Raw genomic sequence first — 13,037 nt, 5'->3', positions numbered from 1 at the left:
CCCCTCGCTCCGACGCGCGCCGCCCGCAGCCGACCTGCGGACGGCGCGCCGGTCTCAAGACCAGTCGAAGAGTTTCTTTGCGGCCTTCGCGGTCTTCTCGGCGATCTCGTCGGCCTCCGCCTCGGTCAGGCAGAACGGCGGCGCGAAGCCGAGGATGTCGCCCTGCGGCATGGCCCGCGCGATGATACCGTCCTCGAGCAGCAGGCCGGCGAGCAGTGCACCGATCTTGTCGGTCGCGTCGAAGAAGGTGCGGCTATCGCGATCCTTCACGAATTCCACCGCGCAGAGCAGGCCCTCGCCGCGCACGTCGCCGACATGCGGGTGGTCGGCCAGCGCCTCGCGCATCACGCGGTTGAAGTAGGCGCCGGTGCGCCCGGCATTGCCCACGAGGTCGAGCGTGTCGATCAGCTCGAGGTTGGCGACGCCGGCCGCCGCGCCGATCGGGTGGGCCGAGTAGGTCCAGCCGTGGCCGATCGGGCCGTTCTCGTCGGTGCCCTGCTCCAGCACCTTCCACATCTTGTCGGACACGATGGAGCCCGAGAGCGGCGCGTAGGCCGAGGTCAGGCCCTTCGCGATCGTCATCAGGTCCGGCTTGATCCCGTAATGGTCCGACCCGAACATCGAGCCGAGCCGCCCGAAGCCGGTGACGACCTCGTCGGCGATCAGCAGGATGTCGTGCTTGTCGAGCACCTTCTGGATCGCCTCCCAGTAACCCGCGGGCGGCGGCACGATGCCCCCGGTTCCGAGGACCGGCTCGCCGATGAAGGCGGCGATGGTGTCGGCGCCCTCGCGCGCGATCAGCGCCTCGAGCTCGTCAACGCAATGCTGGACGAAATCAGCCTCCGACATCGCGAGGTCGGGCCGGCGGTAGTAGTACGGCGCCTCGGTGTGGAGAACCTGCGACAGCGGCAGGTCGAATTTCTTGTGGAAGAGCTCGAGCCCGGTCAGCGACCCGGTCATCAGGCCCGAGCCGTGGTATCCGCGCCAGCGCGAGATGATCTTCTTCTTTTCCGGGCGACCGAGGATGTTGTTGTAGTACCAGACGAGCTTCACGTTGGTCTCGTTCGCGTCCGATCCGGACAGGCCGAAATAGACCTTCGACATGTGGTCCGGCGCGCGATCGAGGATCATCTTGGCGAGCCGGATCGACACCTCGGTGCCGTGGCCGACATAGGCGTGGTAATAGGCGAGGCTACGCGCCTGCTCGGCGATCGCTTCGGCGATCTCCGGCCGGCCGTACCCGACGTTGACGCAATAGAGCCCGGCGAACGCGTCGAGCAGGCGATGCCCGTCGCGCGTCTCGATGTGGCAGCCTTCGCCGCCCTCGATCACCCGGTGCGGCGCGTTGCCCCGCGCGAACTCCGCGAGGTGCGTGGACGGGTGAAAGAAGTTCTCCCGGTCCCACTGCTCGAGCATGTCGTTCTTCAGCATTCGGTCACGTCCTTTCTGGCAAATTCGCGGGGCGGCTGCGCGTCCGCCCCGGCCTGTCCTGTTCCGTCGCGTCAGCCCCAGTCGCGGCAGACGTACTTGATCTCGGTAAACGCTTCGAGTCCCTGCCTCGCGCCTTCGCGGCCGAGTCCCGACTGCTTCATGCCGCCGAAGGGGATGGGCGCGCCGGTGACCTTGGTGCGGTTCACCGCAACCATGCCGAACTGCAGCGCCCGGCTCACGCGGTAGATCCGCCGCGGATCGAGGCTGTGAACGTAGGCCACGAGGCCGTACTCGGTGGCGTTCGCGCGGGCCACGACTTCGTCCTCGGTATCGAAGGGCACGAGCGCGGCCACGGGGCCGAAGGTCTCTTCCGACAGGATCGCCGCGTCCTCGGGCACGTCGGCCAGCACCGTCGGCTCGAAGAACAGCTTGCCCGCCGCATGGCGCTTGCCGCCACAGAGGAGCCGCGCGCCTTTCTCGACGGCGTCGGCGACATGCTCTTCCTGCTTGGCAACGGCCCGCTCGTTCATCAGCGGCCCGATATCGGGATCATCGAAGCCGGTGCCCACGGTGAGCGCCTCGGTCGCGGCGGTGAACTTCTCGACGAAGGCGTCGTAGATCGCCCTCTCGATGAAGATCCGGTTCGCGCCAAGGCAATCCTGCCCGGAGGTCGCGAACTTCGCCTTCATCGTCTCGGCCACGGCACGGTCGATCTCGGCGCCCTTGAACACGATCACCGGGGCATGGCCGCCGAGTTCCATGATCAGCGACTTCACGGTGCCCGCGCACTGCTTGTAAAGCAGCCGCCCGATCTCGGTCGAGCCGGTGAAGGACAGGACGCGCACCCGCGGGTCGGCCGTCCACGGCTCGACGATCTCGGGCGCCTCGCCGGTGACCACGTTGAACACGCCCGGCGGCAGGCCCGCCCGCTCGGCCAGTTCGGCCAGGGCGAGGGCCGAGAACGGCGTCTCGGCAGAGGGATGGGCGACGATGGTGCAGCCGGCGGCAAGTGCCGCGGCCGCCTTGCGGGTCAGCATCGCCGAGGGGAAGTTCCACGGCGTGATGAGCGCGGCCACGCCCATCGGCTCGCGCCACAGCTCGACTTCGGCATCCGGCAGGTGCGAGGTCACACCCTCGATGTTCGGCCGCCGCGTTTCCTCGGCGTAGAACTCGATGAAGTCGGCGGCGTAGTCGATTTCGCCGCGCGCCTCGGAGATCGGCTTGCCCTGCTCGAGCACCATGATCCGCGCGAGATCCTCCTTGTGCTCCTTCATCAGCTCGTACCACCGGCGCAGAAGGCGAGCGCGCTCCTGCGGCAGGCTTTGCGACCAGCTCTCGAAGGCGGTCTGAGCGGCATCGACCGCGGCCCGCGCCTCGTCGCCCGACAGGCGCGCGACCTCGCCCAGCCAGGCGCCATCCGCCGGATTGGCGACCGGCAGCGCCGCGCCCGACGCGGCGCCTTGCCACTTGCCGTTCACGTAGGCGAAGTTTCGGACCAGCCGGGGATCGGACAGCTCGGACAGGGGCGATTTTGGAAAGGTGCGGTGCACGGTCATGCGGTCCTCCGATTGGGCGATGGTGGATGTATCGCCCGGATGGATCAGAGGAGGGGACCAAACTTGCCTGCCGGCGCAGAGACATCCTCTGCCAAAGCGCCGTTTTTCAGTCCGAATGGCCTGCCTCTCGGCGCGGCCGCACGCGCAGGGCACCCGAGGCAGACGAGATGCCTCCTCAGCCGTCGTCCGCGAGCAGTGACAGGGGAATGCCGCCCGAGGATTTCACCGGCTTCGTGACGATGTAGGTGTAGTAGCGCGCCAAGCCGATCCGCGCCTCCAGCATCCGGTCGATCAGGCGCTGGTAGGCGTCGATGTCGCGGGCCACGACCTGGCAGAGATAGTCGAACCCCCCGCCCAGCGCCCAGACGAACGTGATCTCGTCGTAACCCTGCACCGCCTCCTCGAACACGCGGAAATCGGGGGCCTTGTGGCTGTCGAGCTCGACGGCGACGAACACGGTGACATGCGGCCCGAACGCGCGCAGCGACAACCGCGCGCCGTATCCCTCGATGATGCCGGCGCGTTCGAGTTTCTTCAGTCGTTCCCAGCAGGGGGTCGGGGACAGGCCGACGCGATCGGCCAGCTCGGTCTTGGTGATGCGGCCCTCGCGCGTGAGCGTGCGCAGGATGTCGAGGTCGCGCGCGTCGAGCCGCACCACCGCCTCAGGTCCGGATCCGGGTGCCGGCGTCGCCGAGCCGCTGGGCCACATGCGTGGCGATGGCGGTGTCCTGGGCGCCCGTGCCGGTCAGATCGGCGATGGTGATGTCCCGCGCGCTCTGCCGCCCGGGGCGGGCCCCGGTGACGATTTCGCCCAGTTCCGCAGGCTGCTCGGGCATCAGCCCGGCCGCGCGGGCCGCGCGCAACTCGCCCATCACTTCGGTCTGGCTCGCGCGGTCGGCGACGTAGAGATCCGCGCGCGGCAGGCACGCGGCCTCCAGCTCCTGCTTGCCCTCCTGGTCCGATCCCATTGCGGTGACATGCAATTCCGGGTGGAGCCAGTCGGCGCGCAGGATCGGGTCGGTCGCCGGTGTCGTGGTGACCACCAGCTGCGAGCGCGCGACGAGCGTTTCGGGGTCGGTGCAGATCTCGGCCTCGATCCCGATCGTCGCGGCCAGATCCTCCGCGCAGGCAGCGGCACGGCGCGCGTCGCGCCCCCAGACAAGCACCCGCTCGAACGGCCGGACGAGGTGTGCCGCACGCATCTGCAGCCGGGCCTGCACGCCGGTGCCGAGAACGCCGGCGGTGGTCACGTCCGGCGGCGCGAGATGCCGCGCGGCGACCGCGCCCGCCGCGGCGGTGCGCAGATCCGTCAGGTACCCGTTGTCGAGAAAGACGGTGTCGACAAGCCCGGTTTTGGCCGAAAACAGGATCATCAGGCCGTTGAGCGACGGCAGGCCGAGCGACGGATTGTCGAAGAAGCCGGGCGAGACCTTGATCGCGAAGCCGTCGAAGCCGGGGATGTAGGCGGTCTTCACGTCGACCTCGGCATTGCGATCATGCATCGCCATGGACATGACCGGCGGCATCACGACATCTCCGCGGGCGAGCGCCGCGAAGGCGCCCTCCACCACGTCGACCGCGCCGGTGTCGAGCGGGATCGCGGCGCGCAGTTCGGCCTCGGTCACGATCCGGATGTCATGCGCCATAGGGCCGCCCTTCGATCACCGTGTCGCCGAGCGTCACGTCCTGCCCCGTCACCACGCGGGTGAAGATGTCCATGTCGAGATTGCGCCCCGTCAGGATCGTGCCGGTGGGCCCGGTCAGCTGAACCCGCCCCGTCTGCACGGCGGCGAGGCCGACGACGCAGGCACCCTCGGCGATCAGCCGGTCCTCGTGGTAAAGCGTCTGCAGCGCACGATAGACGTCGGCTTCCTCGACCTGCACCACGCTGTCGAGCAGGTCACGGCACATCGGGAAGGTCAGGCGATTGTCGAGACCGATCCCGCCGCCGAGGCTGTCGGCGAGGCTTTCGACCTCCTCGACCTCGACGGGGTGGCCGGCCTCGAGGCTCGCCTGCATCGCCGCGCCGCGCGCCATCGACACGCCGATCACCCGGATCTCGGGCTTGATCGCCTTCGCCGCCGCCGCGATCCCGGCGGCGAGACCGCCGCCCGAGAGCGGCACCAGCAGGGTGTCGAGTTCCGGCACCTGCGCCAGCATCTCCAGACCGATCGTGCCCTGCCCGGCGATGACGTGAGCGTCATCGAACGGCGAGATCTCGACGAGGTTCTGCTCGCGCGCGAGCCGCTGGCTCTCGGCATGGGCGGTGTCCTGCGAGCGGCCGGCGATGTGGATGTCGGCGCCGAGCGCGCGAATCCCCTCGACCTTTGCGCGCGGCACAAGTTCGGACATGCACACGACCGCGCGCAGGCCCCGGGCGCGGGCGGCGTAGGCGACGCCGCGCCCGTGATTGCCGGTCGAGCAGCAGGTCACGCCGGCGGCGTCCGGAGGAAGATGCGCCACGGCGTTGAGCGCCCCGCGCAGCTTGAACGCGCCGATCGGCTGGGCGAGTTCGAGCTTGAGCCAGACCGGCTGGCCGTAGCGCGACTCCATGAACGGCGAGGGCACGAAGGGGGTGGCATCGGCCTGCCCGCGGATGGTGCGGGCGGCGGCGAGGATATCGGCGAGTGTCACAGTCATCGAGCGGGACTATGGGGCGATGCGGCCCGGAAGAAAAGCCGCCCGGTCGGCGCGGGCGGCCGGTGCGGATGCGAGGGGCCAGCCCCTCGCGCTCCCCGGAGTATTGTCGCCAAGAAGAAGGAGAGCCGGGCAGCCGCGGCCAAGCCGGGCGTCCGCGTCGGGACGCTTCAGAAGCCCTGTGCCGCCGCGACCGCGCGTTTCCAGGCGCCATATTTCCGGTCGCGGATGTCGGCGCCCATGTCTGGCGCGAAGTTGCGGTCGCGCTCCCACATGGCGGCGAAGCCGTCCGTGCCCGGGTAGATCCCTGCCTGCATGCCGGCGAGCCATGCCGCGCCCATGGCCGTCGTCTCGAGCACTTTCGGGCGGTCGACCTCGGCGCCGAGGATGTCGGCGAGAAACTGCATCGCCCAGTCCGAGGCGCTCATCCCGCCATCGACCCGCAGCGTCGCCTCTCCCTCCGCCGAGGTCCAGTCCGCGTGCATCGCCTCGATCAGGTCGCGGGTCTGGTAGCCCACGCTCTCGAGCGCGGCGCGCGCGAACTCCTCGGGGCCGGAATTGCGGGTGAGCCCGAAGATCGCGCCGCGGCACTCGGCGTTCCAGTAGGGGGCGCCGAGACCGGTGAAGGCCGGCACCAGGACGACGTTCTGGCCGTCGTCGGCGCGTTCGGCGAGCGGCTGCGTCTCCGTGGCGGCGCGGATGATCTTGAGCCCGTCGCGCAGCCATTGCACGACCGCGCCGGCGACGAAGATCGAGCCCTCGAGCGCGTAGGTGGGCGTGCCGTCGAGCTGGTAGGCGATGGTGGTCAGGAGCCGGTTGTTCGAGCGGACCGGCTCCTGACCGGTGTTGAGCAGGGCGAAGCAGCCGGTGCCGTAGGTCGATTTCAGCATCCCGGGCGCGAAGCACGCCTGGCCGATCGTCGCCGCCTGCTGGTCGCCGGCGACGCCGAGAATCTGGATCTCGCGCCCGAAGAGATCGGGCCGCGTGGTGCCGAAGGTGCCCGCGCAGTCGCGCACCTCGGGCAGCATCTCCATCGGGATGTCCAGAAGCTCGGCGATCGAGGTCGACCAGCGCCCCTTGCGGATATCGTAGAGCATCGTGCGGCACGCGTTCGTCGCATCGGTCACGTGGCTCTGCCCGCCGGTCAGCTTCCAGATCAGGAAGCTGTCGACAGTGCCGAAGAGGAGCTTGCCCTCGCGCGCCTTCTCGCGCGCGCCGGGGGTCTCGTCGAGGATCCACTTGAGCTTCGACGCGGAGAAGTAGGGATCGAGCAGGAGACCGGTGCGGTCGGTCACCATCTCCTCGTGGCCGGCCTCGCGGAGCGCGTTGGTGATCGGCGCGGTCCGCCGGTCCTGCCAGACGATCGCGCGGTGCACCGCCTGCCCGGTGTCGCGATCCCAGACGCAGACCGTCTCGCGCTGGTTGGTGATGCCGATCGCGGCGATGTCGGCCGGGCTGCAGCCGGCTTTCTCGATCACGCCACGGCAGGTGGCGGCGACCGTCGTCCAGAGGTCGGACACCTCGTGCTCGACCCAGCCGCTGGCCGGGTAGTGCTGGGCGAATTCCTCCTGCGCCACGGCGGCAATCTTCAGGGACTCGTCGAACAGGATCGCGCGGCTGGACGTGGTGCCCTGGTCGATGGCGAGGACGTATCCCATCGGCTCCTCCCAAGAAGTGCTGGTGTTACTGCGCGGCGTGGGCCCGCGCCTCGGTCCGGGCATCCTGCATCCAGCGCCCGAGCGCCGCAACGGCATCGTCGGTCATGCGGATGCCGAGCCGGGTGCGCCGGAAAAGCACGTCCTCGGCCGTGCGGGCGTATTCGTGGCGCATCAGCCAGCGCACCTCGGCCTCGGTCAGGGTCTCGCCGAAGTCGCGTCCGAGGTCGCCTTGCGCGGTGGCGTCGCCGAGGATCTGCCAGCTTTCGGTGCCGTAATGCCGGATCAGGCGCTGCGCCCATTTCGGCCCGAGAAACGGGTAGTCGCGCGCCAGCCGGTCGATCAGGCCGTCGGTCGCGCGCACCTCGAAATCGCCGCCGGGCAGGGTGACGCCCGCCGTCCAGGGACCGGACAGGCCCTCGAAATGCGGCACGATCCGCTCGAGCGCGCTTTCGGCGAGGCGGCGGTAAGTGGTGATCTTGCCGCCGAAGATGTTGAGAAGCGGCGCGCCGCCGTCGGCATCGACCTTGAGCGTGTAGTCGCGGGTCGCAGCGGTGGCCGAGCTCGCCCCCTCGTCGTAGAGCGGGCGGACGCCGGAATAGCTCCAGACGACATCGTCGGCGGTCAGGTCACGCTTGAAGTAGCCGTTGGCGAAGTCGAGCAGGTAGTCGCGCTCTTCCGGCGTGCATTCGGGGCGCCGGTCGAGGTCCTTCTGCTCGCTGTCGGTTGTTCCGATGAGGGTGAAGTCCTGCTCGTAGGGGATGGCGAAGATGATCCGCCCGTCGGTGCCCTGGAAGAAGTAGCACTTGTCGTGGTCGTAGAGCCGGCGGGTCACGATGTGGCTGCCGCGGACGAGACGGACGGTATCCTGCGCGTTCGAGCGGACCTTGGTGCGGATGATGTCGCCGGCCCAAGGGCCGCCGGCATTGACGAGCATCCGGGCCGTGACAGTGCGGCTCTCGCCGCTCTCGGTATCCTCGAGAACGATGCGCCAGACGCCCTCGGCGCGGTCCGCCGAGGTGACCTTGGTGCGCGGCATGATGTCGGCGCCGCGCGCTTCCGCGTCGCGCGCGTTGAGCACGACGAGCCGCGAGTCCTGCACCCAGCAATCGGAGTACTCGAAGGCCTTCTCGAACCGGTCGTCGAGCGGTTCGCCCTCGGGCGCGTTGCGCAGATCGAGCGTCCGCGTGCCCGGCAAGATCTTTCGGCCGCCGAGATTGTCGTAGAGGAACAGGCCGAGGCGGATCAGCCAGGCCGGCCGGCGCCCCTTCATCCATGGCATGACGGTGTTGAGGATGCGCGAGGTCGGCGTCGAGCTTTCGAACCGCATGTCGCGATGGAACGGCAGGACGAAGCGCATCGGCCACGAGATGTGCGGCATCGCGCGCATCAGCGTCTCGCGCTCGATCAGGCTCTCGCGGACGAGCCGTACCTCGAAATACTCGAGGTAGCGCAGGCCCCCGTGAAAGAGCTTGGTCGAGGCCGATGAGGTCGCCGAGGCGAGATCGTTCATCTCTGCGAGCCCGACCCGGAGGCCACGGCCTTGGGCGTCACGGGCGATTCCGCAGCCGTTGATGCCGCCCCCGATGACGAACAGGTCGTAGCTCGCCGTTGCGTCGTGCTGATCGGCCATGCCGTCCTCCGCTCCGGTCTTCTCCGCCTTTCGGGGTACATCATAGGGCGCAGAATGGAAGGGCAAGCGACGCCGATCCGCGCAAAATCGCGCCATCTGCCGCGGAAACGGGCAAACGGCGCGCTCAGAAATAGCTGCGCACGAGGCTTCCGGCCAGGAGTGCCCAGCCATCGGCCAGTACGAAAAAGGCGAGCTTGAACGGCAGCGACACGATCGCCGGAGGCACCATCATCATGCCCATCGCCATAAGCACCGCGGCGACCACGAGGTCGATGACGAGAAATGGCATGAAGATCAGGAAGCCGATCTGGAAGGCGCGGGCGATTTCGGACAGCAGGAAGGCCGGGACGAGCACGGAGAGCGGTGCGTCCGGCGACAGTGCGGCGCCCGGTCCGTCGGCGAGGTCGGGGCGGAGATCGGCCATCGCCGCGAAGGTCGCAGGATCGGCGCGGCCGGCCATGAAATCGCGGAAGGGGCCCATGGCGGCGGTGAACGCCTCCGCAACCGCCATGTCGTCCTCGAGAAGCGGTGCGACCCCAGCGGCGTAGGCCGCAGTGAAGACAGGCTCCATCACGAAGTATGTGAGAAAGAGCGCGAGGCTGACGATCAGCATGTTCGGCGGCGATTGCTGCAACCCGACGGCCTGCCGCAGGATCGCGAGAACGGTGACCATGAAAGGAAAGCAGGTCACCATGATCGCGATGCCCGGCGCGAGGCTCAGCAGCGTGACGAGCGCGATCAGCTGCAGCGTAGTGCCGGTGAGCGACGCGTCGTCGCCGAAGTCAATGCTCAGGTCCTGGGCGGCCGCGGCGGCAGGCAAGAGCGCGAGGCCGAGGCCGGCCCACGCGATCGCGCGGGAATGGCGTGAACCTCCTCCGCCCTGGCCGGGCGTCCTCGGCCGGGTTTGGAGGAGTCTTGCCATCGTCAGGCTGGTGCCTTCAGGTCGGCCACCTCGGTCAGGCGCACGGCGAGCCGGGTCTGCCCGCCCTCCTCGAACACCTCGAGCGCGCCGGTGCCGATCAGGCGGTCGCCCACGTAGAGTTCGACCGGATCGTCGAGCTGCTTGTCGAGGGTCAGAACGGAGCCCTCGTCGAGGCGCAGGAGGTCGCGGATGAGCGGCCGCGCCCGGCCGACCGAGACCGTGACCTCGATCGGGACTGCGGCGAGCGCGCTCGCCTCCGCGCCTTGCGGGCCGGGTGGGGCTGCGGTCTGCGGGTCGGCGGGATCATCCATGGGCAAGCTGTCCTTCGGTCATGGTGCGCAGGCCGGCGATGGCCTCGCGGATGGTGTCGGCGATGTCGGTGAGGTCGACCCGGCTTTCGCTGTCGGAGAGACGGATGTCGGCCTGCCCCTCCTCGAGTGACGCGTCGGCCACGAGCGCCACCGGGAAGCCCACGTCACGCAGCACCAGCGGTTCGACGAGCGGCAGCTGCTCGGGCGCCACGGCGACCGTGACCTCGAGCCCACCGAGCGTCGCGCTGCGGGACTGAAGCTCGGAAACGAGATGCGCGGCGAAACCGTCCTTCAGGGCGGCAGGCAGGATCGTGTCCGCGATCTCCTCGAGGAGCGGGCTCATGGCGCGCAGGACGTGGCCATAGGCCTCGTGATAGGTGAACGAGAGGTCGCGAAGGTTCTGCGCGAACTCCGATCCGAGACGTTCCCTGTCGTCGGCCTGCGCGCGTACCGCGTCGTCCCAGCCGGCACGATATCCGGTTTCGTAGGCGCGCTCCTCTCGCGCGAGGATCTCGGCTTCGGACGCGCCGGCACCAGAGGCCCGTATGGGTGCTGGCCGCCCGAAATCCTCGAGAAGATCCGACAGGCGGGTCATTCGATCTCCTCCGCCGTGTCGAGCCAGCTGCGCAGGATCTGCACGGTTTCCTCGCGCCGCTCCTCGATCAGGCCGCGCAGGCGTTCGACCGGGTCTTCCTCGGCGCCGCCCGGTTCGAACCCCGCGTCCCCGTCGGCCGAGGCCAGCATCGGGAGATTGGCGAATCCGCCGCCCTCATCGACCTCGCCAGTCAGCGCGTCGGCGACGCCGAAGGCGGGCAGGCCCGCGTCGGGCTCGTCCGCTTCGGGAGCCGGCAGCGCGGCTGCGCCCGCGCCGCTCAAGACCGGCCGCACCACGAAGAGCCCCAGCGCGAGCGCGACAACCGCGAGCACGGCCATCTGAATCAGCGCCATCAGGTCGAGACGGATCCCGGCGAAGAGGCCGGGATCGTCGGCCGCGCTTCCCAGCCCCTCGCTCTGTTCGAACGGCAGGGAACGGATCGTGATCGTGTCGCCCCGCGACTCGTCGAAGCCGACCGCCGAGGCGACGAGATCGCGCAGCGAGGCCTGTTCGGGCTCGGGCATCGGCACGAAACGCGGCGCGCCGTCATCGGCGGGTTCGATAGTCCCGTTGACGAGCACCGCCACGCTTAGCCGGCGCACGGCGCCGGGGCCCCTCACGAGCTCGCGGGTCGTCTCGGACACCTCGTAGTTCAGCCGCTCGCGCGTGGTGCTGCCGCTCGATTGCGAGCTTTCCGTCGCGCCGGCATCGCCGTCGGGCAGGTTCGACGCAACGGTGACGCCGGCGCCGCCCTGATCCTGGCTCTGTTCCGTCGTCTCCTCTGTGTCGGAGCTGATCACGACCCGGCTTTCGGGATCGAACCGTCGTTCGCGGATCTGCTCGCTCTCGGTCACGGTGTCGACGCTCACCTCGACCACGGCATTGCCGAGCCCGACACGTGCCTCGACCAGACGCAGGACACGCTCGCGGAGCGCGGCGGCCCGGTCTTCCGGCGTGGCGCCGACGCCGGCGTCGTCCTCGGCCGTGAGCAGACCCCTGCTGCTGTCGATCACGGAGACGCCGTCCGGCGACAGCCCAGGCACTGCGGCGGCGACGAGGTGCCGGATCGCGCGCGCCTGCGCGACCTCCACGGGCGCCAATGCGCCGGTGACGGAGACCGAGGCCGACGGCGTGACGCTACGCTGGAACGGATTGGCGCTGCTTGATGCGATGTGCACGCGCGCGGCGGCGATGTGCGGCGCCGCCACGATCGTGCGCGCGAGTTCGCCCTCCTTGGCGCGCCAGTAGGCCGCGTCGAACATCTGCGAAGTGGTGCCGAACCCGGTCAGTTCGTCCAGCAATTCGTAGCCGTCGCTGCCGCTGGCGGGGAGGCCCTCGCCGGCCAGCGTCAGGCGCAGCGCGTCACGCTCGGCTGCCGGCACGAAGATTGCGCCGCCACGTACCTCGTAGGCGGCGCCGCGGGCTTCGAGTGCCGACACGATCTCGCCCGAGGCGGCCGCGTCCAGGCCGCCAAAGAGCAGCGTCATGTTGGGCGCGGTCGCCAGGCGCGACAGCGCGATGATCGCGGCGAACATCATGAGCGTGGCGGCGACCACCACGATGCGTCGCTGCACACTGAGCGCGCTCCAGACAGACAGCAGGGACTGCACCGCCAACTCCGATTCTCCGGCCCGACTTCTTCGGTTGCCCGCCGATCTAGCAGCGGTGCGTTTAAGAAACGGTTAGCTGATTGGCAGGTAGACAGGGTTATCGCGAAACGGGGAATCGGAGATGACCGACGCCACGGCCGACGCGGCGAACGCGCCGCGCAAATCGTCGAAACTGCCGCTGATCCTGGGCATGGTTCTCGGCCTCGCCGGGGGCGGCGGGGGCTATCTCGCAGTGTCTGCCGGGCTTCTGCCCTTCGCCGGGGGCGGCGCCGAGGCGCGCGAGGCAGGCCATGACAGCGAGGGCGCGGCCGACCACGACGGCGAGGCCGGCCATGCGGATGCCGGAGCCGACACGCACGAAGCCGGATCCGCGCCGCCCGGCGATTTCGCCTTTCTGGAATTGCCCCCGCTCGTCGTTTCGTTGGGTCAGGGTGCCGGCAACGCGCATCTCCGCTTCCGCGCGACGCTCGAAGTGCCCGCCGCCCATGCCGAGGAGGTGCGCACGCTCCAACCCCGCGTGCTCGATGCGATGAACGGGTATCTGCGTGCGCTCGATCCCGGTGACATCGAGGCGCGTGATGCGCTTGTGATGATCCGCGCACAGCTGACTCGCAGGGTTCAGCTCGTTCTCGGACGCGAAAAACTGCGCGATCTGCTCGTGCTGGAATTCGTACTCAACTGACGGGG

12 protein-coding genes are annotated in these 13,037 nt (G+C 69.2%); 1 reads left to right on the top strand and 11 read right to left on the bottom strand.

What is annotated here, in order from left to right; all coding sequences use genetic code 11:
- Positions 1–54: 54 nt before the first annotated feature.
- From ROJ8625_RS14385 to fliF, 11 genes are all read right to left on the bottom strand, one after another.
- Positions 55–1,431 (bottom strand): aspartate aminotransferase family protein, encoded by a 1,377-nt coding sequence (locus ROJ8625_RS14385; RefSeq protein WP_085792594.1) that lies wholly within the window; start codon positions 1,429–1,431, stop codon positions 55–57.
- A gap of 71 nt (positions 1,432–1,502) precedes the next feature.
- Positions 1,503–2,987, bottom strand: coding sequence for an NAD-dependent succinate-semialdehyde dehydrogenase (locus tag ROJ8625_RS14380; RefSeq protein ID WP_085792593.1), 1,485 nt, complete (start codon positions 2,985–2,987; stop codon positions 1,503–1,505).
- A gap of 175 nt (positions 2,988–3,162) precedes the next feature.
- On the bottom strand, positions 3,163–3,642 hold the full coding sequence (locus ROJ8625_RS14375) for an Lrp/AsnC family transcriptional regulator (protein WP_085792820.1): 480 nt from the start codon (positions 3,640–3,642) through the stop codon (positions 3,163–3,165).
- A 7-nt stretch (positions 3,643–3,649) separates the two neighbouring features.
- A complete protein-coding gene (locus ROJ8625_RS14370; protein WP_085792592.1) occupies positions 3,650–4,633 on the bottom strand; it encodes a cyclodeaminase in 984 nt (327 codons plus the stop codon).
- Entirely contained in the window at positions 4,623–5,627 is a 1,005-nt protein-coding gene (eutB, locus tag ROJ8625_RS14365; protein WP_085792591.1) for a hydroxyectoine utilization dehydratase EutB, read from the bottom strand. The genes ROJ8625_RS14370 and eutB overlap by 11 nt, the downstream gene beginning before the upstream one ends.
- 167 nt (positions 5,628–5,794) lie before the next feature.
- Positions 5,795–7,282, bottom strand: coding sequence for a glycerol kinase GlpK (gene glpK / locus ROJ8625_RS14360; RefSeq protein WP_085792590.1), 1,488 nt, complete (start codon positions 7,280–7,282; stop codon positions 5,795–5,797).
- 25 nt (positions 7,283–7,307) lie between these two features.
- Complete coding sequence (gene glpD / locus ROJ8625_RS14355; protein ID WP_085792589.1) at positions 7,308–8,912, bottom strand: glycerol-3-phosphate dehydrogenase; 1,605 nt, start codon at positions 8,910–8,912, stop codon at positions 7,308–7,310.
- A 124-nt stretch (positions 8,913–9,036) separates the two neighbouring features.
- Positions 9,037–9,834 carry a flagellar type III secretion system pore protein FliP gene (gene fliP, locus ROJ8625_RS14350; RefSeq protein WP_085792588.1) on the bottom strand — a complete coding sequence of 266 codons (798 nt, stop codon included), beginning with the start codon at positions 9,832–9,834 and terminating at the stop codon, positions 9,037–9,039.
- Positions 9,835–9,836: 2 nt separating this feature from the next.
- Positions 9,837–10,145, bottom strand: coding sequence for a FliM/FliN family flagellar motor switch protein (locus ROJ8625_RS14345; protein WP_085792587.1), 309 nt, complete (start codon positions 10,143–10,145; stop codon positions 9,837–9,839).
- The gene (locus ROJ8625_RS14340; RefSeq protein ID WP_085792586.1) at positions 10,138–10,740 is read right to left on the bottom strand and encodes a FliH/SctL family protein; all 603 of its coding nucleotides are present in this window, start codon (positions 10,738–10,740) and stop codon (positions 10,138–10,140) included. Before ROJ8625_RS14340 ends, ROJ8625_RS14345 begins: the two co-directional genes overlap by 8 nt.
- Entirely contained in the window at positions 10,737–12,350 is a 1,614-nt protein-coding gene (fliF, locus tag ROJ8625_RS14335; protein WP_085792819.1) for a flagellar basal-body MS-ring/collar protein FliF, read from the bottom strand. Before fliF ends, ROJ8625_RS14340 begins: the two co-directional genes overlap by 4 nt.
- A 121-nt stretch (positions 12,351–12,471) precedes the next feature.
- Between fliF and ROJ8625_RS14330 the strand changes: the two genes are divergently transcribed.
- Positions 12,472–13,032, top strand: coding sequence for a flagellar basal body-associated FliL family protein (locus tag ROJ8625_RS14330; protein WP_085792585.1), 561 nt, complete (start codon positions 12,472–12,474; stop codon positions 13,030–13,032).
- Positions 13,033–13,037: the final 5 nt, after the last annotated feature.

It is taken from the genome of Roseivivax jejudonensis (assembly GCF_900172265.1).
Taxonomy (GTDB): domain Bacteria; phylum Pseudomonadota; class Alphaproteobacteria; order Rhodobacterales; family Rhodobacteraceae; genus Roseivivax; species Roseivivax jejudonensis.
Note: the sequence above shows the minus strand (reverse complement) of the source record. Positions and strands in the feature narration are given on the sequence as shown.